This is a genomic window from Sphingomonas sp. (genome assembly GCF_031372575.1).
GTDB lineage: Bacteria > Pseudomonadota > Alphaproteobacteria > Sphingomonadales > Sphingomonadaceae > Sphingomicrobium.
This window is the reverse complement of the sequence record NZ_JANMLM010000063.1, coordinates 1-24,820: the sequence shown is the minus strand read 5'-3', so window position 1 is coordinate 24,820 and position 24,820 is coordinate 1. Positions and strand designations below refer to the sequence as shown.

Sequence of the window (24,820 nt, the reverse complement as noted above, 5' to 3'; positions counted from 1 at the left end):
AATTTAGCCAGATTCGCCGATGGCCTTGTAAACGCTGTTGACCGGGCGCGAAAGCACCCGGCGCACCATCGGCTCGAAAAATTCGAGCGGGGCGGCGTCATAAGCGGCGTCGAACGCGGTCTGGTCGTAGATTTCGCAGAAGAGCGCGGTATCCTCAAAATGCTCATGCCCGCGGAAATTGTCGCGCATGTCGCGGTCCATCCCAATGTAATGGAAGAAATAATAGCCCTGGAAGATGCCGTGATGCTCGACCATCCAATGCAATTTGTCGGACACGAACGGCTTGAGGATCGCGGCGGCGATGTCGGGATGATTGTAGCTGCCGAGCGTGTCGCCAATGTCGTGGAGCAAGGCGGCGACGACATATTCTTCGCTCTCGCCGCCGCGATGCGCACGGGTCGCGGTCTGCAGGCTGTGCTGCAGCCGGTCGATCGGAAAACCGCCATAATCGCCGTCGAGAATCTTGAGGTGGGTCAACACTCGATCGGCAAGCCGGCCGGCGAACGGCACGAAATGCTGGCCGATGATCGCCCAATCCTCCGCCGTGCTTTCGTCCATTTGGCGGAAGCCTGCCTGGGTGTTGGAATCGTCCATCATCGTCTCCTCCGACCACGGTCTAGCGCGTTTCGGCGTGGCGATGAAAGGGCCGGGTTCGCAAGCGGCTTGGGGATCGATCCCGGCTCGCCTATATCGACATGATGCAGGCTCCGGAACTCAACGGCTAATGGCGAGCGATGGCGCCCGGTTGATTGATGCGGGTGAGCGCGCCGTGCTGCCCGCCGCACCCGTGTCATTGAAGGCCAAGCCGAAGGGGCCGGCCAAGCCGATCCTCAAGGGGGTTGGGCTCGACGCGCCATTTTTCGACGACAAGAATCGTGCTTTCTGGGTGCTCCAGTCGATCGGCTGGGGCGGCTATTTCATCCTCCGATCGTTGTCCGGCTTGGCCAATTCGATGGGCGCGATGTTCATCGTCCATACGCTGCTGCTGACCGCCACCGGCTATTCATTGACCCTGCTGATGGCGAGCCTGTTCCGCCGGCTGATCACCAAGAAAGTGCTGTGGACGCTGATCCTGTCGTTCGCGACGGTGTCGATCGCGGCAGCGACCTTCTCGGTGATCGAGACGTGGAGCTACGTCACCTTCCTCAAGCCCGATTACCAGCCGGTCGGGCTTGAATATCTCGGCGCCCTGCTGCTCGATTTCGTGCTGCTGGTGGCGTGGACCGCGCTTTATTACGGGATCAATTATTACCTCCTGCTGGAGGAAGAGATCGACCAGCGCGCGCATCTCGAAAGCGCCGCATCGAGCGCGCAGTTGGCGATGCTACGCTACCAGCTCAACCCGCATTTTCTGTTCAATACGTTGAACTCCATCTCGACCCTGGTGCTATTGAAACAGACCGAACGCGCCAATGCGATGCTCGCGCGACTGTCGTCGTTCCTGCGCTATACATTGGCCAATGAGCCGACCGCGCAGGTCACGCTGGCGCAGGAGGTCGAGACATTGAAGCTGTACCTCGAGATCGAGAAGATGCGGTTCGAGGACCGGCTGCGGCCGCATTTCGAGATAGACAGTTCGACCATCGGTGCGCGCTTGCCGTCGCTACTGCTCCAGCCATTGATCGAAAATGCGATCAAATATGCGGTCACCCCGAGCGAGACCGGCGCGGAAATCTGGATCAAGGCCGAGCGGCAGGGGCAGGGGGTCAGGATCGAGGTCGCCGACAGCGGGGCCGGCGAAGCGGCCATGTTCGGCGGTCATCAGTCGACCGGCGTCGGACTGGCGAATATCAAGGACCGTCTGGCGCAAGCCTATGGCGGGGGCCATGCCTTTTCGACCAAGTCGAACGACCATGGCGGGTTCAGCGTCATTATCGATATCCCGCTCGACGATAACGCGGGGGATTCCATTTGAAGAAGGCCAACTCATGACCATTCGAACCATCCTGGTCGACGATGAACCGCTGGCGACGCAGGGGCTGCAGTTGCGGCTCCAGGCGCATGACGATGTCGAGATCATCGCCACCGCCGCCAATGGCCGCGAGGCGATCCGAGCGATCAAGACCCACAAGCCCGATCTCGTGTTCCTCGACATTCAGATGCCGGGGTTCGACGGCTTCTCGGTGGTCCAGGGGTTGATGGAGGTCGAGCCGCCCTTGTTCGTGTTCGTGACCGCCTTTGGCGAGCATGCGATCCGCGCGTTCGAGGCGCAGGCGGCGGATTATCTGATGAAACCGGTCGAGGAAGACCGGCTGGCCGCGACGCTCGACCGGGTGCGCCAGCGCCTGGCGGAGAAGCGCGGCGCCGAGGAAGCCGAACGGCTGAAGGAAGCGCTCGAGGAGCATGCTCCCGAAGCCGCCGAGGAACTGGCCGAAGAAACCGCCGCCGAAGGCCCCGCCGCCAACCGCTTCGAGAAAATGATCAACATCCGCGACCAGGGGCAGATCTTCCGGGTCGATGTCGATACGATCGAACGGATCGATGCCGCGGGCGATTATATGTGCATCATGACCGGGGACAACACGCTGATCCTGCGCGAGACGATGAAGGATCTGGAGAAACGGCTCGATCCGCGCCGCTTTCAGCGGGTCCACCGTTCGACCATCGTCAATTTGGACCTCGTCCGCCAGGTCAAGCCGCACACCAATGGCGAATGCTTCCTGGTGCTCGATTCGGGCGCGCAGGTGAAGGTCAGCCGAAGCTATCGCGACGTGGTGGCGCGGTTCGTTCATTAGTCGGTCAGCGGCGGGCGGCCATCTGGCCGACGAACGCGCAACACGGAGAATGCCATGAATACCGGCCGGAAATTGCTTTTGCTGATCGCCACCCCGCTCGCGATGGTCGCCTGCGCCACGCCCGCTGCGGCTGCGGTGATCAATGTCGTCAAGACCGCCAGCTGCGGCTGCTGCGGCAAGTGGGTCGAGCATATGCGCAAAGCCGGCCATGACGTGCGCGTGACCAATGTCGCGGATGTCACCCCGACCGCGCACAAGCTCGGCGTGCCCGACGATTTGCGCTCGTGCCACACTTCAAGCGTTGGCGGCTATGCGATCGAGGGCCATGTGCCCGCGGCTGATATTGCGCGCTTGCTTAAGGAAAAGCCAAAGGCGGCGGGGCTATCGGTGCCGGGGATGGTCGCGGGATCGCCGGGCATGGAGATGGGCGCCAACAAGCCAGCGTATCAGACGATCATCTTTACCCGCGACGGCAAAAGGAAGGTCTTCGCGCAGCATTGATCCGAGGGGGGATTGAATGGCCAAGGTGACGGGATTGGGCGGGATTTTCTACAAGGTGGCGGACCCTGCGGCGACTCAGAAATGGTATCTTGAGACGCTTGGGGTCGGCGGCGAGTGGGGCGCGATGTTTCCGTTCAAGGGCGACGATCCGGAAGGCTATGCCTTGCTGTCGCCGTTCAAGGCCGAGAGTGATTATTTCGCGCCGAGCGATGCCGCGTTCATGATCAATTTGCGGGTCGACGACCTCGACGCGATGATCGCTGAGCTTGAAGGCAAGGGGGTCGCGATCCTCGGGCGGCAAGACGAGGATTATGGAAAGTTTGCGTGGATCCTCGATCCGGACGGGGTCAAGGTCGAGCTGTTTCAACAAATTGGAGGGGCCCCGTGATGAGCAAGTTCGCCACCTTTGCCGCGCTTCATGTGCCGGGCGATCCGGTAATCCTGTACAATATCTGGGACACGGGCAGCGCGATTGCGGTTGCAGCGGCGGGGGCGAAGGCGCTGGCGACGGGGAGTCATCCGGTCGGCGATGCCTCGGGATTTGGCGACGCCCACCAGGTGCCGCTCGATTATGTGTTCGCCAATGCTCGGCGGATCATGAAGGCGGTCGACCTGCCGCTGTCGGTCGATTTCGAAGGGGCTTATTCGGTCGATCCAGCGGAAGGCGCGGCCAATGTCGCGGCGCTCAAGGCAACCGGCGCGGTGGGGTGCAATCTCGAGGATCAGGTGGTTGGCGGGGAGGGGATTCATCCGCTCGAGCTGCAAGTCCGCCGGATCGCCGCGATTCGCAAGGCGGTTGGCGACGACTTCTTCATCAACGCGCGGACCGATCTGCTGCTCAAGCACAAGGACACCGACGACGCGCTGATCGACGAGGCGATTGTCCGCGGCAAGGCGTTCGCCGACGCGGGGGCAAGCGGATTCTTCGTCCCCCGGATCGCCGACCCGCGCCATATCGAACGCGTGGTGCGCGACGTGCCGCTGCCATTGAACGCCATCGCCTTCCCCGGGGCTCCGCCCAAGGCCGAGTGGGCGGCGGCGGGAGTCGCGCGGATCAGCCACGGCCCCTTCCCGCACAAGGCGCTGATGGCGACGCTGACCGAGATGGCGAAGGCGGCGATCGGGTGATTTTAGGCGCCGTCTTTGTCAGCAATAGCAAAGCCTGCCTGCAAGATGCGAATTGCGACGACTGCGGCTACGCCGAGGATCAGCGCTGCAACCACGTAGAATTTCATCGGTTCAGCAGCGAGAGACACTAGGCCTCCGCCCCTCATTTTGAAGCTCCCGTCGACCAAGTCCCGCACCGCAAAAGCGATCCACAATAAGAATAGCGGAATGTGTGTCACCAGCACACCGACTGGGTGTGTCCGAGGCGCTTTGATAACATCGTCGAACTTGCTCATGCCAAAACTCCGCTCTGGCCATTTCTACAACTTAAGCCGCCACTCTCTTCTGCCACGGCCACCGAAACGCCGGACCGCTCTTGAGGACGCTCCGCCGGAACAGTTTGGCGGCGATGCGGAGGATCAGGGCTACCCACAATATCTGCCACGCCAGCGCCAAAAGATGGGGCAGCATCGCCGGCATTTCCGCCGCCCGCCCGAACATCGCGAACGGCGAGGATAAGGGGAACAGCATGCCGGTGATCGCGATCGGGCTGCCGGGGTGGCCGACGCCAAGCGCGGCGAGGCCGAAGATCATCATCTGCGCCATGGTCACCGGCATCGACAAAGTCTGCACCTCGCGCGCGGTGGAGGCCTGGCTGCCAATACCGAGGAACAGCGAGCCGATGAGGAGGTAGCTCATCGAGAAATAGATCATCCCGAGCGCGATGAAGGTCGGCCAGCCGACCGCGGGCGCGGGCAAGGCGCCAAGCCCGCCGGGGAGGTAGAAGGCGATTCCGGCGGCACCGGCGAGGGTCCACACGGTGATCCCGACCCATGCCATCGCCAGCATCGCGAATAATTTGCCGATGAAGATCGCCTCGACCGGGACGGCGGCGGCAATGACCTCGATCGCCTTGTTCGATTTCTCCTCGATCAATTGCGACAGCAGCATGCCGGCGAGCAACAAGGTCAGGGTGAACAACACCAATTGTCCGGCGCGCGCGGTCGCCGATCGGGCCGAGAGCAGGGAGCCCGACGAGCTTTGGATCAGCGCGACGTCGAGCGGCTTGCCCGCCGGAACGGGCGCGGCGCGGGCGCGGCGGGCCTGGTCGATGATGAAGCCGAGCTGCCTCACGGTGGTGCCATCGGCATTGACCGCACCGGTAAAGTGCGGCGCGTCGATCCCGCCGTCGAGCACGCCGAGCACCGGCGGATCGGTCTGGGCGAGCAATTTGGCGCGCTGGGCCGTGAGATCGCCGGCGGGCGCAACCGCGCTCAGCACGACGCCATTGCCCTGGATCAGCAAGGGCTGCATCGTTGCGCGGGCCGCATCGAGCGCCTGAAACTCCGCCGCGCTGCCGATCACTGCGACCACCGGCCGCGTGCCGTTGCGGTCGATCGATGCGCCAATCCCGCCAAAGGCGACCCCGGCAAGCACCGGGAACAGCGGCCCGAGCAGGAAGATGAGGAAAGTCTTGCTCATCACCGTCGCAGTGAAATCCCGCCGCGCGATGACGAACGACGAGCGGATCAAATGGGGGAGGTTCATGCGGCTTCTCCGACTGGCTCGTCCATCTGGCGCGCGGCGGCTTCACCGGCGATGGCGACGAAGGCATCGTGGAGGCCGGGACGCTCGATGCTCAATGTCTCGATCCCCGCGCCGCCGTCGATCAGCGCCTTGAGCAAGGGTTCGGGCCCGGATGGCGGGAGTTCGAATGTCCAGTCGCCATTGTCGAGCCGGGCAGTGGCGGGCAGCGCGCTTCGCCACGGGCCGTCGGCCGCGCGGGTTTTGAGGCGGACGATCGGGCGAAGCTTGCCGCGCGCTTCGTCGACTTCGCCTTCGAACGCCACCTTGGCGCCGGCGATGATCGCGACCCGCTCGCACAATCGCTCGGCATGGGCGATGACATGGGTCGAGAAGATGATCGTCGCGCCGCCCGCCGCCTCGCGCCGGATGAGATCCTCGAGCTTGCCCTGGTTGATCGCGTCGAGGCCCGAGAAAGGTTCGTCGAGCACGATCAATTTGGGCTTGTGGACAATAGTGCCGAGCAGTTGGACGGTCTGCGCCATGCCCTTGGACAGGTTGCGGATCGGCTTTCTCGCCCAGTCGCCAAGGTTGTGATCGCCAAGCAAACCGACCGCGCGGCGCTTGCCTTCGCGCAGCGGCAGCCCGCGCAGGGCACCCATGAAGGCAATTGCGTCGACGCATGTCATCGCCGGGTAGAGACCGCGCTCCTCGGGCAAATAGCCGACCTCCTGCGCCGCATCGAGCGGCTTGTCGCGGCCGAGCAGTTGGCGGGTGCCCGAGCTTGGATCGATGATCCCGAGCAGCATGCGGATGGTGGTGGTCTTGCCCGCGCCATTGGGGCCGAGGATGCCATAGATCGACCCGGTCGGGACCGCGAGGCTGACCCCGTCGACCGCGCGGGTGTCCCCGAAATCCTTGACGAGATCATGCGCCTCGACGGCGTAGCTTGTGCTCATGGAGCCTGTGCTAAGGGCTGATGCTTAAATGGCAATGACCATCGAAGATGAAATCCGCGCCAAGGCGGTCGAACTGGGCTTTGCGTCCTGCGGTTTCGCGCGTGCCGACGCCGCGCCGCAGGCGGGGGATGGCTTGCGCGCGTGGCTTGGCGAGGGGCGGCATGGCGACATGCGCTGGATGGAGGATCGCGCCGAGCAGCGCGCCAGCCCCAACGGCCTGTGGCCGGCGGCGAAATCGGTGATCGCGCTGGCGATGAGTTATGCCCCGGCGGTCGATCCGCTGGCGCTGGCTGAGCATGGCGAACTGGGGCGGATTTCGGTCTATGCGCAAGGGACCGATTACCACAAGACGGTCAAGAAGGCGCTGAAAGCGCTTGGGCGCTGGCTGGCCGAAACGCATGGCGGCGAATTGAAGGTGTTCGTCGATACTGCGCCGGTGATGGAGAAACCGCTCGCCGCCGCGGCGGGGCTGGGGTGGCAGGGCAAACATACCAATTTATTGAGCCGCGAGCATGGCAATTGGTTGTTCCTCGGGGTCGTCATGACCAGCCTGGAGCTTGCGCCCGATGCCCCGGCCGAGGAGCATTGCGGAAGCTGCATGCGGTGCATCGAGGCCTGTCCGACGGCGGCGATCACCGGTCCGGGGCGGATCGATGCGCGGCGCTGCATTTCCTATCTGACGATCGAACATGCCGGTCCGATCCCCGAGGAGTTCAGGGCCAGCATCGGCAACCGCATCTATGGCTGCGACGATTGCCTCGCGGTGTGCCCGTGGAACCGCTTTGCCGAAGCTGCGCAGGCCAATCGTGCCTTCCTGCCGCGTGCCGAACTTGCCGCGCCGCGATTGGCGGACCTGCTCGAGCTCGACGATGCGGCGTTTCGCGAGACGTTTGCGGGGTCGCCGATCAAGCGGATTGGCCGCAACCGGATGATCCGCAACTGCCTGATCGCGGCGGGGAACAGCAAGGAGGCGGGACTGACAACATCGGTCGAACCGCATCTCGGCGATCCCGATCCGGTGGTCGCGGAAGCAGCGCGGTGGGCGCTGGCGCGGCTGGCCTAGCGCCCCATCAGCGACAGGCAGCTGCGCACGTCAATGTCCGCGCCTGACGGGCGGCGGGCGTCGGCATAGGTCACGCGGACCGCGCCCTGGCCGCTCGCCGGGGGATAAAGATAGACGTCGAGCACGCACCCCCCGCCGGCCCATTGCAGCTTGGTGCCGGGGCCTTCCTGGACCTGGAATTGCGGCTGGCCGAAGCGCTGGCCGAGATCGTGGACGGTCAACCCGACCAGTTCGCCGCTGGGGCGCGGACTGGGCTTGGTCGCGACCGGGATCGGGGTGGTTTTGGGGATGGTCGAGCAGGCCGCGAGGACCATGACGAGGGCAGGGGTGAGGCGACGCATCGGCCAAGCATGGCGGCTGGGGCGTGGGCTTGCAAGCTTGCCGCGCCGCCATCCACCGGCTAGGCGCGCCGCGACTTTCCCCTTCCCGACAGGATAAATTCATGACCGCAGCCCACCTCGATGTGCTTTGCATCGGCAATGCCATCGTCGACGTCATCGCCGACGCCGACGACGCTTTCCTGAGCGAGCAAAAGCTCGACAAGGGATCGATGCGGCTGATCGATGAAGCCGAGGCGGTGCGATTATATGGCGTGATGCGCCCGGGCCGTGAGATCAGCGGCGGGTCGGCGGGCAACACCGCGGCCGGGCTGGCGTCGTTCGGATTGAAGGCGGGCTTCATCGGCCAGGTGGCGAGCGACGAACTGGGCGACATTTACCGCCACGATGTGACAAGCTTGGGGGTCGATTTCCTCGTCCCCGCGCGCGGCGATGTCGGTGCGACCGCGCGGTCGCTGATCCTGGTAACCCCCGATGCGCAGCGGACGATGAACACCTTCCTCGGCGCGGCGCAGCGGCTGGAGGCGAAGGACATCGACCCGGCCAAGGTCGCCGACGCTGCGATCCTCTACCTCGAAGGCTATCTGTGGGATCCGGCCGAGCCCCGCGCGGCGATGGAAGCGGCGATTGCTGCCGCGCGCGATGCCGGCCGCAAGGTGGCGTTCACGCTTAGCGACACCTTCTGCATCGACCGCCACCGCGACGGCTTCTTGGCGCTGATCAATGCGGGCAAGATCGACATATTGTTCGCCAATGAGGCCGAATTGGCGGCGATGACCGGGGAGGCGGACTTCGCCGCCGGACTGGCGATATTGTCGGCCAGGGTCGAGACATTGGTCGTCACCCGGTCCGAGCATGGCGCGGTCGCGGTGCGCGGGAGTGAGCGGGCATCGGTCCCGGCCGAGCCGATCGAGCGACTGGTCGACACCACCGGTGCGGGCGATCTGTTCGCCGCCGGTTTCCTCGCGGGCGAGGCGCGCGGGCTGGGGCTGGAAAGCTCGCTCAAGCTCGGCGCGATCGCCGCCGCCGAAGTGATCCAGCATTATGGCGCGCGGCCGGAGAAGGCACTGAAGGCGCTGGCGGGCGATTTGCTCGATTGAAACGAAGAAGGGCGGCCCGTTTCCGGACCGCCCTTCGTTCATATTCGTCGGCTTATCACGACTTGGGGACATCGACCCCCGGGACGTGCGGCTTGATATCCTCCACCTCGCCCTCGTGAACTTCGACGCGCCCCTGGCCGAGGTGGCTCATGCGGCGGCTGTATCCAAAGTAGATCAGGAAGCCGATCGCCGACCAGATCGGCAATACCAGCATCGCGGTCGTCGGCAGGTTAAAGAACAGGAAGATGCAGCCGGCAATGGTCAGCGGACCGATGATGATCAGCGCCGGAACCTTGAACGCCCGCTTGCGGCCCGGATCGCGCTTGCGCAACAGCATGACCGCGATCGCCACCATCATGAACGCATAGAGCGTCCCCGCATTGGCAATGTCGGCGAGCTTACCGACCGGCAGGAAAGCCGCCGCCACGGCAACCACGATCCCGGTGATTGCAGTCACGATATACGGGGTCTTCCACTTGGGATGGACCTCGCTCAATTTTTCCGGAAGCAGGCCGTCGCGCGCCATCACGAAGAAGATGCGAGTCTGGCCGAACAGCAGGATCAGGATGACCGACGGGAGCGCGAGGATGGCGCCATAGCCGAGCAAATTGCCAACCGTGCCGAAACCGATCACGCGCAGGACATGCGCCAGCGCTTCGTTCGAGCAGACCAGAGCCTCGGCATATTGCGGCATGGCGCACTGGCGAGCCAATTCGGGCGAGCCGGTTTCAAGCGGTATGCCGAGCGCGTCCATGATCGGCTGACCACCGATCGTCCCGACCGCACCAGCCGCCACGAGGATGTAAATGATCGTGCAGAAAATTAACGATCCGACCAGGCCGATAGGCACGTTGCGCTGCGGGTTCTTGGTTTCTTCCGCCGCGGTCGAGACCGCATCGAAGCCAACGTATGCGAAGAAAATCGTCGCCGCCGCGCCAACCGCGCCGACCCCGGTGCCGAAACCGCCGAAGATGCCGGCGGGCAGGAACGGGTTGAAATTGGCGGAGTCGATCCGCGGCAGGGTGAGGATAAGGAAGGCGGTCAACGCGGTCAGCTTGATCATTACCAGCACGGCATTGACCTTGGCGCTCTCACTGGTGCCGATCATCAGCAGCCAAGTGACGAGCAAGGCAATGATCATCGCCGGCAAGTTGATGAACCCACCGGGCGCGCCGCCGAGCGCGAGCGGCCCCGCGGTCAGATAGGCGGGTAAAGCTATTCCGAAGGTCTCCTGCAGGATCGTGCCGGTAAAGAAGCCGGACCAGCCGACCGAGACGGCGGAAGCGGCGATGGCATATTCGAGCACCAGCGCCCAGCCGACCGTCCAGGCGAGAAATTCGCCCATCGTCGCGTAGCTATAGGTGTAGGCCGAGCCCGCGACCGGGATCATCGCCGCGATTTCGGCATAACAAAGCGCGGCGACGATGCACACCGCGCCGGCAATGACGAACGCCAGCATCAGGCCCGGACCGGCCTTTTGTGCACCGGCGGCGGTGAGCACGAAGATGCCCGTGCCGATGATGCAGCCAATGCCGAACAGCATCAGCTGGAACCAGCCCAATGAGCGATGCAGCGATTTTCGTTCGGCCGTCGCCAAAATGGCGTCGAGCGGTTTGACGCGGTCGAGTAGCATGAAAAATTCCCCTTGGTCGGCGGCCCCGCTTGAGGTGCGGATGCTCATCATTGACTGTCGGGGAGGGAGCCTAGCGCCTCAATCGGGGCGCGCAATGCCTAACGTGCAAAGCATTGGGCCTAACGTGCAAGCATCGGCCCCAAGGGCTGGCCACCGAAGATGTGGACGTGAAGGTGGGGGACTTCCTGGCCCGCGCGCTTGCCGGTGTTGCTCAGCACTCGATAGCCCTGGGTGTCGGCCTCAGTGAGCCGTGCTGCCTCACCCACCGCGCGGACGAAATCGGCAATCTCGGCATCGCTCGCCTTGGCGGCAAAATCGTCCCAGCTGACATAGGCGCCCTTGGGGATGACCAGTACATGGATCGCCGCGACCGGGTTGATGTCGTGCAAGGCGAGCGAATGCTCGGTCTCGAGCACCTTGTTGCACGGCAATTCGCCGCGCAGGATTTTGGCGAAGATATTGCTGTCGTCATACGGCAGGCTGTGATCGATCGGCATGAAAATCTGTTACTCCGCTTGACCGTGGTTGCCCGCTCGCTACCACGAAAATCGATGACCGACGACACACCCGAGAGCCTGATTCCCTACGACGAGATCGTCCAGGAGGCGCTGCGCGATGTCGTTGGGCGGGTATTGTATGAGGTTGAGCGATCGGGCGGGCAGTTGCCCGGGGGGCATCATTTCTACATCACCTTTCAGACCAAGATGCCCGGCGTAACCATCCCCAAGCATCTGTCGGACCGCTTCCCCGATGAAATGACGATCGTCATTCAGCACCGCTTCTGGGATTTGAAGGTTGAAGATGAGTTCTTCACCGTCGGCCTGTCGTTCGGCGGCATCCCCTCGACCCTGATCGTGCCGTTCGCGGCGGTCACTGATTTCGTCGATCCGGCGGTCGATTTCAGCCTCAAGTTCCAGGCCAATGGCGCGCCGGTTGAGCATGAGGATCATGACGAGCCCGAAAATGACCGCCCGATCGTCGAGGCGGTCGATGATGGCTCGAACGTCGTCAGCGTCGATTTCACCAAGAAGAAATAGCGCAGCCAGTCCGGTGGACTGGCGAGCAGATTTCTCAATAGCACAGGCGAACAATGAGCATTACTCGCACCGAAACCGACAGCTTCGGGCCATTGGAAGTCCCGGCCGACAGCTATTGGGGGGCGCAGACCGAACGTTCGTCGGCCAATTTCCCGTTCGGCACCACCGAGCGGATGCCGGCCGAGATCGTCCACGCCCTGGGCTTTGTGAAGCAGGCCGCAGCACGGGTGAATGCGCGGATTGGCGGGCTCGATCCGCAACTCGCCGAAGCGATCCAGCAAGCGGCGGGCGAAGTGGCGCGCGGCGACCTCGACGGGCAATTCCCGTTGGTTATCTGGCAGACCGGCAGCGGCACCCAGTCGAACATGAACGCCAATGAAGTGATCGCCGGGCGCGCCAACGAAGCGCTGGCGGGGACGCGCGGCGGCAAAACCCCGGTCCACCCCAATGATCACGTCAATTCGGGCCAGTCGTCGAACGACAGCTTCCCGACCGCAATGCACATCGCTGCCGGGATTGCGGTCAGTCGCAAGCTGATCCCCGCGCTGCGCCTGATCCACAAACGGCTCGATGCGCTCGCGGGCCAGTGGGATTCGATCGTCAAGATCGGCCGGACGCATTTGCAGGATGCGACCCCGCTCACGCTGGGTCAGGAATTCTCGGGTTACGCCGCGCAGATCGCCGACAATGTTGCGCGGGTCGAAGGCGTGTTGCCGCGGGTGATGCGCCTCGCGCAGGGCGGGACGGCGGTCGGCACCGGCTTGAACGCGCCAAAGGGATTTGGCGAGGCCTTCGCCAAGGAAGTCGCCAACCTGACCCAGCTCAAATTCACCTCGGCACCGAACAAGTTCGCCGAGCTTGCCGCGCATGATACGATGGTCGAGCTGTCGGGGGTGCTCAACACGCTCGCAGTCAGCCTGACCAAGATCGCCAACGACATCCGCCTGCTCGGATCGGGGCCGCGCTGCGGGCTTGGGGAATTGAAGCTGCCTGAAAATGAGCCGGGCAGTTCGATCATGCCGGGCAAGGTCAACCCGACCCAGTGCGAAATGCTGACGATGGTCGCGGCGCAAGTGATGGGCAATCATGTCGCGGTGACCGTCGGCGGGCTGCAGGGCCATCTCGAGCTCAATGTGTTCAAGCCGCTGATCGCCGCCAATGTGATCCGCTCGATCAACCTGCTCAGCATCGGGATGGAAAGCTTCACACAGCGCACGCTCGACGGGCTGGAAGCCGATGAGCTGCGGATCGCGGCGCTGATGAACCAGTCGCTGATGCTGGTCACTGCGCTGGCGCCCGAAATAGGCTATGACGATGCGGCGACGATCGCCAAACATGCCCACAAGAGGGGCGTGACGCTGAAACAGGCCGGGCTCGATCTGGGCCTCGTTGATGAGGAGACGTTCGATCGTGTCGTCAAACCGGAAGCCATGCTTGGCCGTTAGATCGTCGATCCTGCGCGGAGCGGCAGTGACTCTTGTGCTCGCCCTCGCCGCTTGCTCGAGCAGCCCGCGCCCAGCGCCGCGAGCGGTCACTGTCTTGCCGAGCGCAGCCGCATCCTTGTCGCCAGCGATCTACATGGAACTGGTCAGCAACGCGGCCTTGTTTGCGGTCCGCGCATCGGAGTTGGCGGAACAGCAATCGCGCAACGCGGGTATCCTGGCCGATGCGCGCGAGGTCGCGGCCGACCAGCGCGGGATCGGATCGCAGTTGAGCTTCGCCGGTCGCCGGGTCGATCTGTTGCCGCGCGCCGAAATGTCGCCAGAGTTGGCCGCTGAGCTGGCAATGCTCGCGGCATCGTCCGATTTCGATCGCGATTATCGCCGGCTGGTCGGCCAGACATTGAGCAGGGCACTTGAGGCGCATCAGATCTTCGCGCGGGGCGGATCGAGCGCGACCCTGCGGCCGGTGGCAGAAATGGCCGCGCCAGTGACCCAGCGCAATCTGGCGAGAATTCGCGGCCGCTAAAGCTTGAAGTTGATCCGCGCGCCGATGTTGTCGATGCCGGGATTCTGGCGGCCGAACAAGGTCGCGTGGCTCAAATGGACCCAGCTCGCCTCGATGCTCATGCGCTCGCTAGCCTTGAAGCCGATGCCAAGCTCGGGCTCGAACAAGATGCGGCTGCCGAATTCGATCTTGTCGTTGAACGGATTGTCGAAATTGCGCGCCGATCCGGTGTGGATCGCGAGGCCAACGCCGGGACGGATGTAGATCCTGTCGCCGAACTTCCGCGATAGCCCGATTGCCGCATAATTGGTGTCGCCTGAAGTGTTGACCGCACCGAAAATGTACGGCTCGAGCTTGAGGCCGGTCACGCCATTGCCCCGATAACCGAGTTGCACATCGAGTCCGCCTTCGGGCGACCCGCCAAGGCTCAGCGGGGTGTCGACACCGTGGACATAAAGTCCGCCGAACAGCTCACCGGCATTGGCAGGGGCAGCGCCGGCAAGGGCGATTGCCAGGCCGGTCAGGATCAGTGATTTCATCGGGCGTCTCCAGATTTTCGCCTATTGATGGCGCAAATTCAACGCTTTGCCAATGCCTTAGCCTCAGGTGCCCGCCTGCCAATTACGGATCGCATCGTTCGGCGCAAGCAGCATCCAGACGTTGAGCGTCAGATTGTCGCGGATCACCACCAGCGTGAGCAATTCCAATCCGATCACCAGCGCCACGCTCGCCCACAATGGCAGCCGCCGCGCGGCGAGAAAGCCAATTGCCATCATCGCAATGTCGCTCATCGAATTGAGGACCGTATCGCCGCTATAGCCCAGCGCCATCGTCGCCTCGCGGTAGCGGTCGATGACCAGCGGCGTATTCTCCATAATCTCCCACGCCGCTTCGACGACAAGCGACAACAGGAACCGCCGTTCAAGCGATTGCCGCCGGGCAAAGCGCCACAGCAAGGCATAGAAGATCAATCCGTGGATGAAATGGCTGGGCGAGTACCAGTCGGCCAGCATCTGGCTCTGTTCGGGGCCGACCTGACCCCACAGATCGACTGTGCCGCAGGTGCAGATCGACGGGCGCCCCATCACCCACAGGATGGTTGCGGCGAGGGCTAATAACAGGATCGCGGCGAGTGCGGCGCGGCGGGTTGTTGTTGTCATGGCGAACGGCATAGCAAAGCGTGACGACTTGCACAGGCGCCGCTTGCAAAAGTTGGGTCTTCGGGCAATCACCCGCGCCATGCTTCGAGTATTCGGCCCCCAATGTCCCGCCAAGCCGATCGATCTCGGCAAGGTCAAGACGTTGCCCAAGGGCACGATCTGGGTCGATTTGCTCGAACCGACGCCCGACGAGGAGAAACTGGCCGAGAAGCTGGTCGGGGTGAATATCCCGACCCGCGAAGATCTGGCCGAAATCGAGCCGTCGAGCCGCCTCTACCAGCTTCACGGCGCAACCTTCATGACCATGTCGGTGCTGTACGGGATCGACGAAGGGTCGCCGTCAAGCGATCCGATCGGCTTTATCCTGACCGATAAGCATCTGGTGACGATCCGCTACGTCGATCCGCGCCCGTTCGTCCTGTTTGCCGAGCATTTTTATGCCGAGCCCGACATGGCGAGCGATGCGCGCACCCTGTTTGTCCGCTTGCTTGATACTGTGATCGACCGGCTGGCCGACGAGTTCGAGATTGCCGGCAAGGAAATCGAGGCGATCAGCCGTCAGATCTTCCATCGCCACACCCACCGCGGCGGCTCCCCCGAGCGGCGGCTCGAAGCCTTGCTGATGCGGATCGGCAAGGCCCAGCAATTGCTCGCCAAGCTGCGCGAAACCTCGGTCAGCTCGACCCGCTTGCTGACCTTTCTCCAGACGACAGACTCGATGGAGGCCGATCAAGCCAACCGCCGCCACGTCAAAAGCCTGGTCGCCGACACGCTCGCGCTCAACGACCACAGCAATTTCCTCGGCGACAATCTCACCTTTCTGCTCGACGCCACGTTGGGCCTGATCAGCCTGGAGCAGAATGATGTGATGAAATTATTCTCGGTGTTCGCGGTGGTGTTCATGCCGCCGACCCTGATCGCCGGGATTTACGGGATGAATTTCGAGCATATGCCCGAATTGAAATGGCTGTTTGGCTATCCCTATGCGCTGACCCTGATCGTTGCCAGCGCGATCCTCCCTTACTGGTATGCGCGCAAGAAGGGCTGGCTCTAGGCCCTTTGTCTTGAAGGCGTCTTCTTGCTAGGGCGCGGGCAGTTTCGTGGGGTTCGGCCCCGCGCCGCAGCAGATGAGGCAAACATGATCCCGACGGGCCACGATAGCTTGAACACTCGCTCGACGCTTGAGGTTGGGAGCAAGAGTTTCGCTTATTATTCGCTGCCCAAGGCGGCGGAGTCGCTTGGCGATGTGTCACGATTGCCCTTCTCGATGAAGGTGCTGCTCGAGAATCTGCTGCGCTTCGAGGATGGGGTGACGGTCACCCGCGACGATCTCCAGGCGATGGCCGACTGGCTGAAGCTCCGCTCGATCAACCGGGAGATCCAGTATCGTCCCGCCCGCGTGCTGATGCAGGATTTCACCGGGGTCCCAGCGGTGGTCGATCTCGCCGCGATGCGCGATGCGATGAAGCAGCTCGGCGGCGATCCGCAGAAGATCAATCCGCAGGTGCCGGTCCACCTGGTGATCGATCACAGCGTGATGGTCGACGAATTCGGACGCCCCAGTTCGTTCGCTCGTAACGTCGAGCTGGAATATCAGCGCAATGCCGAGCGATATGAATTCCTCAAGTGGGGCAGCCAGAGCTTCGACAATTTCAAGGTCGTGCCGCCGGGTACCGGCATCTGCCACCAGGTCAATCTGGAGAATATCGCGCAGACAGTGTGGACTGGCCCCGACCAGGATGGGGTCGAAGTCGCTTATCCCGATACGTTGGTCGGCACCGACAGTCACACGACGATGGTCAACGGCCTCGGCGTACTTGGCTGGGGCGTCGGCGGGATTGAGGCCGAGGCGGCGATGCTTGGCCAGCCGGTCAGCATGCTGATCCCCGAAGTGGTCGGCTTCCGCCTCGACGGCCAGTTGAAAGAAGGCATTACCGCCACCGACCTGGTGCTGACCGTTACCCAGATGCTCCGCGCCAAGGGCGTGGTCGGGCGGTTCGTCGAATTCTTTGGCCCCGGCCTCGATGCGCTCAGCCTCGCCGACCGCGCGACGATCGCCAACATGGCGCCCGAATATGGCGCGACCTGCGGCTTCTTCCCGGTCGACGAGCGGACGATCGATTATCTCGAACTGACCGGCCGCGATGCAGAGCGGATCGAGCTGGTCCGGGCCTATTGCAAGGCGCAGGGCCTGTGGCGCGACGCGACGACTCTCGATCCCTTTTTCACCGACACGCTCGAACTCGACATGAGCATCGTCGAGCCGAGCCTCGCCGGCCCCAAGCGCCCGCAGGACCGGGTGCGATTGTCCGAAGTCGACGAATTGTTCAACGCCGAATTGATTGGCACGTACAAGAAGGAAGGCGGCGAGCGGGTCGCGATCGCGGGCGAGGAGTTCACCGTCGGCCATGGCGACGTGATGATCGCCGCGATCACCAGTTGCACTAACACCTCCAATCCTTCGGTGTTGGTCGCCGCCGGACTGGTCGCGCGAAAGGCTCGCGCGCTGGGTCTTGACCGCCGGCCGTGGGTCAAGACTAGCCTCGCGCCGGGCTCCAAGGTCGTCACCGACTATCTCGACGCGGCGGGCCTAAGCGAAGACCTCATCGCGATTGGTTTCAACCTGGTCGGCTATGGCTGCACCACCTGCATCGGCAATTCGGGCCCGCTCGACCCCAAGTTCAGCGCCGCCATCGCCGATAACGACCTCGTCGCTGCCTCGGTCCTGTCGGGCAATCGCAATTTCGAGGGCCGCGTGTCGCCCGATTGCCGCGCCAATTACCTCGCCTCGCCGCCGCTGGTGGTCGCTTACGCTCTATTCGGTACCGTCACCCGCGACATTACCAAATGCCCGATCGGGCAGGACCGCGATGGCAAGGACGTCATGCTGGCCGACATCTGGCCGACCAATGACGAGGTCCGCCAACTGATCGACGCGCATGTCCATTCGGATATGTTCCGCGCGCGCTATGCCGACGTCTATCATGGCGACGAGCAGTGGCGCGACATCGCGGTGACCGGCGGTGACACCTACAAATGGCCAGCGCATTCGACCTACATCCAGAACCCGCCATATTTCGAGGGGATGACGATGACCCCCAAGCCGCTGACCGACATTGTCGGTGCGCGGGCGCTGGCGTTGTTCGGCGATTCGATCACCACCGACCACATTTCGCCTGCCGGCGCGATCAAGCTCGACAGCCCGGCGGGGAGCTACCTCAGCGAGCATCAAGTCCCGCGCGCCGAGTTCAACAGCTATGGTGCGCGGCGCGGCAATCACCAGGTGATGATGCGCGGCACCTTCGCCAACATCCGCATCCGCAACAAGATGCTCGACGGGGTTGAGGGCGGGATGACGCGCGGGCCCGACGGCACCACGCAGCCCATCTACGATGCGGCAATGGCCTATCAGGCCGATGGCGTTCCGTTGGTGGTGCTAGCTGGCAAGGAATATGGCACCGGATCGTCGCGCGACTGGGCAGCGAAGGGAACGATTCTGCTCGGCGTCCGCGCGGTGCTGGCGGAGAGTTTCGAACGCATCCACCGCTCCAACCTGGTCGGCATGGGCGTGATCCCGCTGCAATATCGCGACGGCGAAAATGCCGGCACCTACAGCCTCGACGGGACCGAGACTTTCTCGATCGATGGGGTCGCCACCATCGAGCCCCGCCAGCACATCACCGTCAAGGTCGTGCGCGCTAATGGCGAGACACTCGACCTGATCGCGCGGTGCCGGATCGATACTTATAACGAGCTCGAATATTATCGGGCAGGCGGCATCCTGCAATATGTGCTGCGGAATCTGGCGGCGTGACCTTGGCACTTTTCATGGAAATCGTCGGCTGGATCGGCGCGGTGCTGATCCTTGCCGGCTATGGCCTGCTGACCGCGGGCAAGGTCACCGCCAAGAGCATCTCCTATCAGCTGATGAACGTCGTCGGCGCGCTCGGCTTCATCGCCAATTCGGCGTGGAACGGCGCCTGGCCATCGGCGGTGCTCAATATCATCTGGGTCGGGATTGGCGTCGTCGCGCTGATCGGGATAGCAATGAAGCGCAGCGCGGTTGCTCGCTGAATTTGATCTGCCGAGGGGCGAGACGATGAGCGGGTTCGAGTTTGCCTTTTCGCTGTTCGGGCTGTTGCTTGGGCTTGCCCTTGCAGAGGGACTTGGCGGCCTCGCGCGCGCCTTGAAGGCCAGCCACGCGGTGCGGATCGGCTGGCTGACTGCCTTGCTCGGACTGTTTGTGTCATGCGACGTCGTCACCTTCTGGGCCTATGGTTGGTCAATGCGGACCTTGCTGACGTTCAGCTGGCCGAGCCTGTTCGCGGGGTTCCTGGTCACCGCGACCTATTACATCGCCGCCTCGCTGATCTTCCCCGACGATCCCGAGGAATGGCGCGACCTCGACGCGCATTTTTGGAAGCATCGCCGAACCGTTCTTGGCGCAATCTTCCTGTGCAACGTCGCGTTGCTGGCGACGGCAATCGGGTTTGGCGTGATGGGCGACATGTTCGCGATCCGGACGATCGTCATCAGCTGGGCCTTCTTCCCGCTGGCGATCATCGCCGCACTCAGCAACCAGCGCCGGGTCGTGATTGGCGCGCTCGTCGTCCTGATCCTGCTTTATCCGCTATCCGTGCTGTGGAGTTGATCTCGCAATGAGCCACCAGTTGATCGACCTGAGCCATGTCATCGAGCATGACATGGTTACCTTCAAGGGCCTGCCCGGACCGCACATTTGCGATTTTTGGACCCGTGAAGCGTCGGCCGAGAAATATGATGACGGGTCGAGCTTCCAGATCGGGCGGATCGACATGGTTGCCAACACCGGCACCTACGTCGACAGCCCGTTCCACCGCTATGCCGACGGCAAGGATCTGTCCGAACTGCCGCTGGAGTCGCTTGCCGATCTCGATGGGCTGGTCGTCCGCGCGCCGTTTGAGGGCGGGCTTGCGGTCGATGCGGCGGCGTTCGCCGGCATCGATTTGCGGGGCAAGGCGGTGCTGGTCCACACCGGCTGGGATCGGCACTGGCGGACCGAGGCCTACTACACCGATCACCCCTTCCTCACTGCCGCCGCCGCGCAGTGGCTCGTCGCCAATGGCGCGGCGTTCGTCGGGATCGACAGCCACAATATCGACGACACCGCGCAGCGCTCGCGGCCGGTGCATACGATCCTGCTTGGCGCGGACATTCCGATCGGCGAGCATCTCACGGGACTTGGCAAACTGCCCGACCAAGGCTTCCGTTTCTCCGCCGTCACGCCCAAAGTGAAGGGCATGGGCACCTTCCCGGTCCGTGCCTACGCCCGGATCGGCTAGCGCAGCTTCAATTCGATCCACAGGGTGCGCGGAAGCGCGCGCTCGCGGGTGCCGTCGGCGGCGAGAGTCGCGATCACCTTTTGGTCGAAGATATTTTCCGCGCGAAGTCCAATCCCGATGTGGCGATTGAGGTTGACCCGGCCGACTCCGTCGAAGGTTAAAGCGGCGGGCAAAGCGCGGCTGTTGCTGTCATCCTCAAATTGCCGCCCGGTCAGCCGCGCGGTGGCGTCGAGCGACAGCTTGCTGCTGGCCCATCCAAGCGACGCCGAGCCGCTGTGCCGCGCGACCTGCGCCGGGCGCTTGCCGTCGAGCGCAGCTGCTTGGCCTGAAGCCCGGACGCGTGCGTCGGTGAAGGCGTAGCTCAACTCCGCCCGCCAAGCGCCGCGCTGGAGCGTCCCGTCAATCTCGACCCCGCGGCTGTCGATCGCGTCGACATTCTGCCGCGCGCGATAGACCCCGCCTGCGGCAACAAAGCCGACCCCGGGGAACACGCCCGGGCCGCGACCCAGCGAGACGTTGGAGATCGCGCCCGACAGCCGGTTGGCGAAGGCGGTGGCGGACAATTTGGCTTCGTCGACCGGGGTCCAGTCCACCCCGGCCTCAACCCCGCGTAACCGTTCGGGATCGAGCGCGGCATTGGCGGCGGTGGCGTCAGCTCCGGCACGGAACGGGCGGTAGAGTTCGTTGAGCGTTGGCAAGCGCCAGCTGTGATAGGCCGCTGTGCGAAGCGCCAATGCATCGCTGAGCTTGCGCCCGGCCGCAATCCGCCCTGACCATTCCCAGCCCGACCGCCGGTCAAACCGGCTGTTGGTGAGCAAGGCCCCGGACAGATCGGCCTCGATCAATCGCCCCTCGGCCATCGTCCAATGATCCGCCCGCACATCGCCCGCAAGGCTCCACCCGCCCGCCGACCAGGCCGCGCCGCCGAATAGCCCCGCCGTGACGTTGCGCCCGCCGGCTTCCCGCGTCCGGGTCGGCGATCCGGCGATGAAGCGGAAGTCTTCGTCGGTTTTGCCGGTCACGCGCCGCCATTCGGCTCCGGCGGTCAGCCGCACCGCGCCAATCTTGGGCTGCACCTCCAGCCGCGCGCCAACCCCCCTTGCGGGGACATGTTGGTCGAGCGTCAGGCTGGCGGCGCTGCGACTGGCATTGACCGCCGCGAACTGGGTGTCGAACGTCCGCTGCTGGGCATAAGCGAGCGCCGACCAGCGCAGCCCGCCGCGCCCGACCAGCCGCACCGATGCATCGGTCCCGTGCTGGCGACTGAAAGAGAAATCGGTCCCGCGACTCCGGCGGTCGCGATAGGTCGACAGGCTGAATTGCGCTTCGACGTCGCTGCCCAGTGATTGCACGAGCCGCACCCGGCCGCCGCCTTGGCGATAGGGCGCGCGCTCGTCGGCCGCCCCGCGATCAGCCGCGACCACCGGCACGAACCCGTCGCCGCGTCCGAAATTTCCAGATAGGCTGGCAAAGCCGCTCGCCCATTGCACGCCGCCAAAGCCACGCGCTTCGAACGATGACCGCGAGCCGCCCGATAGCAACCCGGCGATACTGTGATCGGGCTTGCGACTGTCGATCTCGATGTTCCCCGCCAGCCCATCTATCCCGCCGCCTCGCACCACGCGGATACGGTCGATCGCGTGCGGGTCGATCGCGCCGAACGCGATCCAGCCGCCAAACGGGTCGGCCTGTGGCACCCCGTCGAGGCTCAGCGTGACCCGGCTCGCGGCATTTCCGCCCAGCCCGCGCAGGGTCAGCCCCTGGCTCGTCGGGTGCGCCGAGCGCGAGTCCGATCGCCGGAAGCTCGCCAGCCCGGCGACATCGCGCAGCACATCCTCGAGCCGCCCCGACGCCGACCGCTCGATCGCGGCGCGGTCGATGATGCGGGCGGCGGCGAGCTTGTCGTCCGCCTCGAGCCCGTGGCCGGTAATGATGATCGCCTGTTCGACCGGCGCGACGTCAATCGGCAAGGTTCAGCCACTCCGGAATGATTGCGTTCGCCGGCACGGCCTCGACCCGCGCGTGAACCACTGCAAACCCAAGTTCGGGATAGGCCACGCGAACACGCTCCCCGCCATCGCCCTCAACCACGAACAACCGCCGATTGACCTTCGCTCGCCAGTTCATCCGGGCGGTATTCTCCTGCCCGACGAAGCAACCCTTGGTGAAGCTCACGCCGTGAAGTTCGTCGGCATTGCACTCGAGCCACAGCAGGTCGCCAAGTTCGCTCGCCCCTTCGCACACCCCCAGTCGCAATCGATGTTCGAGCCAGCCACGCGCACGATCGTCGGGCGGTCCAATCCACCGCCCCCCAAGCGCGGGAAGACGGGGATCATCGGCACCGTCGCGGCTCCAATGCACCGCCAGCGCCTCATCACGCGCAATCACGATCGCCCGTCGTAAGCGATACATCGACAGCCGCTTCACCAGCGCCTCCGCATCCGCATCCGCTACATCGAGTAACACATCATCGCCATCACCCCAGATGATGAAATCGGCGATCACCTTGCCCTGCGGCGTGAGTAGGGCGGCATAAGCGGGAAGCATATCGAGCGTGTTGGTCACCAGCCCGTCGAGGAACCCGCGCACATCCTCGCCGCTGAGGCGGATGACCGCGCGGTCAGTGAGGGTGGTTTGAGCCATCGCCCTTAGCTAAGAGGCGCGGGTGACCGATACAATCACCATCCGCCGCCCCGACGACTGGCACGTCCACTTGCGCGACGGCGATATGCTGGAGCGGGTCGCGCCTTACACAGCACGGCAATTCGCCCGCGCGATCATCATGCCCAACCTCGCCCCACCGGTAACGTCGGTCGAGCAAGCCGCCGCCTATCGCGACCGAATCATTGCCGCGGCCGGCCCCAATTTCACCCCGCTGATGACCGCTTATTTGACCGATCAGGCCGACCCCCATGACCTCGCGCGCGGCCTTGCCGACGGCGTGTGGGTTGCGGCCAAGCTCTACCCCGCGGGCGCGACCACCAACAGCGCCAGCGGCGTGACCGACATCGCCAATATCCGCCCGGCGCTCGCGCGGATGGAGAAGATTGGCATGCCGCTCCTCGTCCACGGCGAGGCAACTGATCCAGAGGTCGATGTGTTCGACCGCGAGGCAATGTTCATCGACCATATCCTGACCGGCTTGATCGCCGATTTCCCGGCGCTCAAGATCGTGTTCGAGCATATCACGACCAGGCAAGCCGCGCAGTTCGTCGCCGACGCCCCTGCCACGGTCGCCGCGACCATCACCCCGCAGCATCTCCACCTCAGTCGCAACGCCTTGTTCGACGGCGGCCTTCGCCCCCACGCTTATTGCCTGCCGGTCCTCAAGCGCGAGGAGCATCGTCTCGCGGTCCGCGCCGCCGCCACCAGCGGCAGCCCGAAATATTTCCTCGGCACCGACAGTGCGCCGCACGCCCGCGACGCCAAGGAATCAGCGTGCGGCTGCGCCGGGATTTTCAACGCCCCGTTTGCGCTCGAAAGCTATGCGAGCGTGTTCGACGAGGAAGGCGCGCTCGACAAGTTCGAGGGCTTCGCCGCCGAACACGGCCCGCGTTTCTACGGCCTGCCGCTAAACCAGGGATCAGTGACGTTGCACCGCGCGCCAAACCAGGTTCCCGATGCGATTGGCGACCTGATTCCGTTCCATGCCGGTCAGGCGCTGGGCTGGCGTCTCGCCTGATTGGCCATTGCGCGACTCGGAACGGAGGCGCAATATTCTCGCATCAGGCACGAGGAGACGCCCCATGTTGCTCATCACCTTGTTCGCGCTCGCATCCCCCGCGCCCGAAGCCAAGACAATGGCCCACGACGACTGGCTCCCGGCGACGATCATTTCGGTCGGCAGCCCGTCCCCGACCAGTCCGGCGACCTATATTGTCGTCCAGGCCGGCGATCTCGACGGCGACGGCGTGTCCGACGACGCTTATCTGAAACTCGCCTGCTCGGACGGCAAATTGACCCAGACCTGGTACCAGGTGAAGGGCCCGCGCGACGCCGCCAGCGGCTTGGCCTCCGGCAAGCGCCAGCACAAGCCGGTGACGTTCGTAAAGGAATGGGGGCCGGCGACCCCGCAATTGAGCGCGGTAAAGCCGACTTACGACGTCAAGATGCTCAAGGGGGCGCGGACCGCGGGCATGGATGATTGGTTGCCGATGACCCTGCGCAATACCGATGGGCTGTGCGAAAGCGCGGGCGCGGCAGCGAAGACGATCGTTAAGTCGAAGTCGAACATCACCAATAATTGACCATTCTCCCCGGTTGAACCCGCCTTCCGCCTTCGCTACAGCCCGCTCGCTGCTGCGATCCGGAGACGTGGGTGAGTGGCTGAAACCAACGCTTTGCTAAAGCGTCATACGGGTTAAACTGTATCGAGGGTTCGAATCCCTCCGTCTC

At 63.9% G+C, this 24,820-nt stretch carries 28 protein-coding genes; 17 read left to right on the top strand and 11 right to left on the bottom strand.

Annotated elements, in window-relative coordinates; all coding sequences use genetic code 11:
- Positions 1-3: 3 nt before the first annotated feature.
- Positions 4-594 carry an HD domain-containing protein gene (locus RMN73_RS06045; protein ID WP_309602422.1) on the bottom strand — a complete coding sequence of 197 codons (591 nt, stop codon included), beginning with the start codon at positions 592-594 and terminating at the stop codon, positions 4-6.
- A gap of 130 nt (positions 595-724) precedes the next feature.
- Here RMN73_RS06045 and RMN73_RS06040 point away from each other — a divergent pair, with 130 nt between their 5' ends.
- Genes RMN73_RS06040 through RMN73_RS06020 form a run of 5 tightly spaced genes read left to right on the top strand, consistent with a single transcriptional unit; the run spans position 725 to position 4,364 of the window.
- Complete coding sequence (locus RMN73_RS06040) at positions 725-1,915, top strand: histidine kinase (protein ID WP_309602421.1); 1,191 nt, start codon at positions 725-727, stop codon at positions 1,913-1,915.
- 13 nt (positions 1,916-1,928) lie between these two features.
- Positions 1,929-2,735 (top strand): LytTR family DNA-binding domain-containing protein, encoded by an 807-nt coding sequence (locus RMN73_RS06035; RefSeq protein WP_309602420.1) that lies wholly within the window; start codon positions 1,929-1,931, stop codon positions 2,733-2,735.
- A gap of 54 nt (positions 2,736-2,789) precedes the next feature.
- On the top strand, positions 2,790-3,236 hold the full coding sequence (locus RMN73_RS06030) for a DUF411 domain-containing protein (protein WP_309602419.1): 447 nt from the start codon (positions 2,790-2,792) through the stop codon (positions 3,234-3,236).
- Positions 3,237-3,252: 16 nt separating this feature from the next.
- The gene (locus RMN73_RS06025) at positions 3,253-3,624 is read left to right on the top strand and encodes a VOC family protein (RefSeq protein WP_309602418.1); all 372 of its coding nucleotides are present in this window, start codon (positions 3,253-3,255) and stop codon (positions 3,622-3,624) included.
- The gene (locus RMN73_RS06020; protein ID WP_309602417.1) at positions 3,624-4,364 is read left to right on the top strand and encodes an isocitrate lyase/phosphoenolpyruvate mutase family protein; all 741 of its coding nucleotides are present in this window, start codon (positions 3,624-3,626) and stop codon (positions 4,362-4,364) included. The genes RMN73_RS06025 and RMN73_RS06020 overlap by 1 nt, the downstream gene beginning before the upstream one ends.
- 2 nt (positions 4,365-4,366) lie before the next feature.
- On the opposite strand, the gene RMN73_RS06015 is transcribed toward RMN73_RS06020, so the two are convergent.
- From RMN73_RS06015 to RMN73_RS06005, 3 genes are read right to left on the bottom strand one after another with little or no spacing between them, the layout of a single operon-like run.
- The gene (locus RMN73_RS06015; RefSeq protein WP_309602416.1) at positions 4,367-4,639 is read right to left on the bottom strand and encodes a hypothetical protein; all 273 of its coding nucleotides are present in this window, start codon (positions 4,637-4,639) and stop codon (positions 4,367-4,369) included.
- Between the two features lie 31 nt (positions 4,640-4,670).
- Complete coding sequence (locus tag RMN73_RS06010) at positions 4,671-5,891, bottom strand: ABC transporter permease (RefSeq protein WP_309602415.1); 1,221 nt, start codon at positions 5,889-5,891, stop codon at positions 4,671-4,673.
- Positions 5,888-6,826, bottom strand: a complete 939-nt coding sequence (locus tag RMN73_RS06005) for an ATP-binding cassette domain-containing protein (RefSeq protein WP_309602414.1) — start codon at positions 6,824-6,826, stop codon at positions 5,888-5,890. The genes RMN73_RS06010 and RMN73_RS06005 overlap by 4 nt, the downstream gene beginning before the upstream one ends.
- 34 nt (positions 6,827-6,860) lie before the next feature.
- On the opposite strand from RMN73_RS06005, the gene queG reads away from it, so the two are divergent.
- Entirely contained in the window at positions 6,861-7,889 is a 1,029-nt protein-coding gene (queG, locus tag RMN73_RS06000) for a tRNA epoxyqueuosine(34) reductase QueG (protein ID WP_405051541.1), read from the top strand.
- On the opposite strand, the gene RMN73_RS05995 is transcribed toward queG, so the two are convergent.
- Positions 7,886-8,230 (bottom strand): hypothetical protein, encoded by a 345-nt coding sequence (locus tag RMN73_RS05995; RefSeq protein WP_309602412.1) that lies wholly within the window; start codon positions 8,228-8,230, stop codon positions 7,886-7,888. The genes queG and RMN73_RS05995 overlap by 4 nt on opposite strands.
- A 101-nt stretch (positions 8,231-8,331) precedes the next feature.
- Between RMN73_RS05995 and RMN73_RS05990 the strand changes: the two genes are divergently transcribed.
- Positions 8,332-9,327 (top strand): adenosine kinase, encoded by a 996-nt coding sequence (locus RMN73_RS05990; RefSeq protein WP_309602411.1) that lies wholly within the window; start codon positions 8,332-8,334, stop codon positions 9,325-9,327.
- A gap of 55 nt (positions 9,328-9,382) precedes the next feature.
- Here RMN73_RS05990 and RMN73_RS05985 read toward each other — a convergent pair whose 3' ends face one another.
- Both RMN73_RS05985 and RMN73_RS05980 read right to left on the bottom strand, forming a co-directional pair.
- Positions 9,383-10,960: an amino acid permease gene (locus tag RMN73_RS05985; protein WP_309602451.1), complete on the bottom strand. Its 1,578-nt coding sequence runs from the start codon at positions 10,958-10,960 to the stop codon at positions 9,383-9,385.
- A 119-nt stretch (positions 10,961-11,079) separates the two neighbouring features.
- A complete protein-coding gene (locus RMN73_RS05980) occupies positions 11,080-11,457 on the bottom strand; it encodes an HIT domain-containing protein (RefSeq protein WP_309602410.1) in 378 nt (125 codons plus the stop codon).
- 54 nt (positions 11,458-11,511) lie between these two features.
- Between RMN73_RS05980 and RMN73_RS05975 the strand changes: the two genes are divergently transcribed.
- The 3 genes from RMN73_RS05975 to RMN73_RS05965 all read left to right on the top strand — a co-directional run bounded on the left by RMN73_RS05975 (position 11,512) and on the right by RMN73_RS05965 (position 13,965).
- Positions 11,512-11,997 (top strand): ClpXP protease specificity-enhancing factor SspB, encoded by a 486-nt coding sequence (locus RMN73_RS05975; protein ID WP_309602409.1) that lies wholly within the window; start codon positions 11,512-11,514, stop codon positions 11,995-11,997.
- 53 nt (positions 11,998-12,050) lie between these two features.
- Entirely contained in the window at positions 12,051-13,442 is a 1,392-nt protein-coding gene (gene fumC / locus RMN73_RS05970) for a class II fumarate hydratase (protein ID WP_309602408.1), read from the top strand.
- Positions 13,443-13,536: 94 nt separating this feature from the next.
- Complete coding sequence (locus RMN73_RS05965; RefSeq protein ID WP_309602407.1) at positions 13,537-13,965, top strand: DUF4142 domain-containing protein; 429 nt, start codon at positions 13,537-13,539, stop codon at positions 13,963-13,965.
- Here the strand turns inward: RMN73_RS05965 and RMN73_RS05960 are convergent.
- Complete coding sequence (locus RMN73_RS05960; protein ID WP_309602406.1) at positions 13,962-14,483, bottom strand: acyloxyacyl hydrolase; 522 nt, start codon at positions 14,481-14,483, stop codon at positions 13,962-13,964. The genes RMN73_RS05965 and RMN73_RS05960 overlap by 4 nt on opposite strands.
- A gap of 63 nt (positions 14,484-14,546) precedes the next feature.
- A complete protein-coding gene (locus RMN73_RS05955) occupies positions 14,547-15,104 on the bottom strand; it encodes a DUF2585 family protein (RefSeq protein ID WP_309602405.1) in 558 nt (185 codons plus the stop codon).
- Between the two features lie 79 nt (positions 15,105-15,183).
- Here RMN73_RS05955 and RMN73_RS05950 point away from each other — a divergent pair, with 79 nt between their 5' ends.
- The 5 genes from RMN73_RS05950 (at position 15,184) to RMN73_RS05930 (ending at position 20,425) form a co-directional block, all read left to right on the top strand.
- Positions 15,184-16,158: a magnesium transporter CorA family protein gene (locus RMN73_RS05950; protein ID WP_309602404.1), complete on the top strand. Its 975-nt coding sequence runs from the start codon at positions 15,184-15,186 to the stop codon at positions 16,156-16,158.
- A gap of 84 nt (positions 16,159-16,242) precedes the next feature.
- Entirely contained in the window at positions 16,243-18,918 is a 2,676-nt protein-coding gene (acnA, locus tag RMN73_RS05945) for an aconitate hydratase AcnA (protein ID WP_309602403.1), read from the top strand.
- Positions 18,915-19,178: a hypothetical protein gene (locus RMN73_RS05940; RefSeq protein ID WP_309602402.1), complete on the top strand. Its 264-nt coding sequence runs from the start codon at positions 18,915-18,917 to the stop codon at positions 19,176-19,178. Before acnA ends, RMN73_RS05940 begins: the two co-directional genes overlap by 4 nt.
- On the top strand, positions 19,168-19,755 hold the full coding sequence (locus RMN73_RS05935) for a hypothetical protein (RefSeq protein WP_309602401.1): 588 nt from the start codon (positions 19,168-19,170) through the stop codon (positions 19,753-19,755). The genes RMN73_RS05940 and RMN73_RS05935 overlap by 11 nt, the downstream gene beginning before the upstream one ends.
- A gap of 7 nt (positions 19,756-19,762) precedes the next feature.
- Complete coding sequence (locus tag RMN73_RS05930; protein ID WP_309602400.1) at positions 19,763-20,425, top strand: cyclase family protein; 663 nt, start codon at positions 19,763-19,765, stop codon at positions 20,423-20,425.
- Here RMN73_RS05930 and RMN73_RS05925 read toward each other — a convergent pair.
- Positions 20,422-22,395 carry a TonB-dependent receptor domain-containing protein gene (locus RMN73_RS05925; RefSeq protein WP_309602399.1) on the bottom strand — a complete coding sequence of 658 codons (1,974 nt, stop codon included), beginning with the start codon at positions 22,393-22,395 and terminating at the stop codon, positions 20,422-20,424. The genes RMN73_RS05930 and RMN73_RS05925 overlap by 4 nt on opposite strands.
- Entirely contained in the window at positions 22,385-23,068 is a 684-nt protein-coding gene (locus RMN73_RS05920) for a folate-binding protein (RefSeq protein WP_309602398.1), read from the bottom strand. The genes RMN73_RS05925 and RMN73_RS05920 overlap by 11 nt, the downstream gene beginning before the upstream one ends.
- 22 nt (positions 23,069-23,090) lie before the next feature.
- Between RMN73_RS05920 and pyrC the strand changes: the two genes are divergently transcribed.
- Together pyrC and RMN73_RS05910 are read left to right on the top strand one after the other, a co-directional pair.
- On the top strand, positions 23,091-24,107 hold the full coding sequence (pyrC, locus tag RMN73_RS05915; RefSeq protein WP_309602397.1) for a dihydroorotase: 1,017 nt from the start codon (positions 23,091-23,093) through the stop codon (positions 24,105-24,107).
- Between the two features lie 64 nt (positions 24,108-24,171).
- Entirely contained in the window at positions 24,172-24,672 is a 501-nt protein-coding gene (locus tag RMN73_RS05910; protein ID WP_309602396.1) for a hypothetical protein, read from the top strand.
- Positions 24,673-24,820 lie beyond the last annotated feature (148 nt).

Bases quoted from the DNA above. Each gene is read 5' to 3' on its own strand.
- RMN73_RS06045 (WP_309602422.1), bottom strand. From the start codon at position 594: ATGGACGATTCCAACACCCAGGCAGGCTTCCGCCAAATGGACGAAAGC.
- RMN73_RS06040 (WP_309602421.1), top strand. From the start codon at position 725: ATGGCGAGCGATGGCGCCCGGTTGATTGATGCGGGTGAGCGCGCCGTG.
- RMN73_RS06035 (WP_309602420.1), top strand. From the start codon at position 1,929: ATGACCATTCGAACCATCCTGGTCGACGATGAACCGCTGGCGACGCAG.
- RMN73_RS06030 (WP_309602419.1), top strand. From the start codon at position 2,790: ATGAATACCGGCCGGAAATTGCTTTTGCTGATCGCCACCCCGCTCGCG.
- RMN73_RS06025 (WP_309602418.1), top strand. From the start codon at position 3,253: ATGGCCAAGGTGACGGGATTGGGCGGGATTTTCTACAAGGTGGCGGAC.
- RMN73_RS06020 (WP_309602417.1), top strand. From the start codon at position 3,624: ATGAGCAAGTTCGCCACCTTTGCCGCGCTTCATGTGCCGGGCGATCCG.
- RMN73_RS06015 (WP_309602416.1), bottom strand. From the start codon at position 4,639: ATGAGCAAGTTCGACGATGTTATCAAAGCGCCTCGGACACACCCAGTC.
- RMN73_RS06010 (WP_309602415.1), bottom strand. From the start codon at position 5,891: ATGAACCTCCCCCATTTGATCCGCTCGTCGTTCGTCATCGCGCGGCGG.
- RMN73_RS06005 (WP_309602414.1), bottom strand. From the start codon at position 6,826: ATGAGCACAAGCTACGCCGTCGAGGCGCATGATCTCGTCAAGGATTTC.
- queG (WP_405051541.1), top strand. From the start codon at position 6,861: ATGACCATCGAAGATGAAATCCGCGCCAAGGCGGTCGAACTGGGCTTT.
- RMN73_RS05995 (WP_309602412.1), bottom strand. From the start codon at position 8,230: ATGCGTCGCCTCACCCCTGCCCTCGTCATGGTCCTCGCGGCCTGCTCG.
- RMN73_RS05990 (WP_309602411.1), top strand. From the start codon at position 8,332: ATGACCGCAGCCCACCTCGATGTGCTTTGCATCGGCAATGCCATCGTC.
- RMN73_RS05985 (WP_309602451.1), bottom strand. From the start codon at position 10,960: ATGCTACTCGACCGCGTCAAACCGCTCGACGCCATTTTGGCGACGGCC.
- RMN73_RS05980 (WP_309602410.1), bottom strand. From the start codon at position 11,457: ATGCCGATCGATCACAGCCTGCCGTATGACGACAGCAATATCTTCGCC.
- RMN73_RS05975 (WP_309602409.1), top strand. From the start codon at position 11,512: ATGACCGACGACACACCCGAGAGCCTGATTCCCTACGACGAGATCGTC.
- fumC (WP_309602408.1), top strand. From the start codon at position 12,051: ATGAGCATTACTCGCACCGAAACCGACAGCTTCGGGCCATTGGAAGTC.
- RMN73_RS05960 (WP_309602406.1), bottom strand. From the start codon at position 14,483: ATGAAATCACTGATCCTGACCGGCCTGGCAATCGCCCTTGCCGGCGCT.
- RMN73_RS05955 (WP_309602405.1), bottom strand. From the start codon at position 15,104: ATGACAACAACAACCCGCCGCGCCGCACTCGCCGCGATCCTGTTATTA.
- RMN73_RS05950 (WP_309602404.1), top strand. From the start codon at position 15,184: ATGCTTCGAGTATTCGGCCCCCAATGTCCCGCCAAGCCGATCGATCTC.
- acnA (WP_309602403.1), top strand. From the start codon at position 16,243: ATGATCCCGACGGGCCACGATAGCTTGAACACTCGCTCGACGCTTGAG.
- RMN73_RS05930 (WP_309602400.1), top strand. From the start codon at position 19,763: ATGAGCCACCAGTTGATCGACCTGAGCCATGTCATCGAGCATGACATG.
- RMN73_RS05920 (WP_309602398.1), bottom strand. From the start codon at position 23,068: ATGGCTCAAACCACCCTCACTGACCGCGCGGTCATCCGCCTCAGCGGC.
- RMN73_RS05910 (WP_309602396.1), top strand. From the start codon at position 24,172: ATGTTGCTCATCACCTTGTTCGCGCTCGCATCCCCCGCGCCCGAAGCC.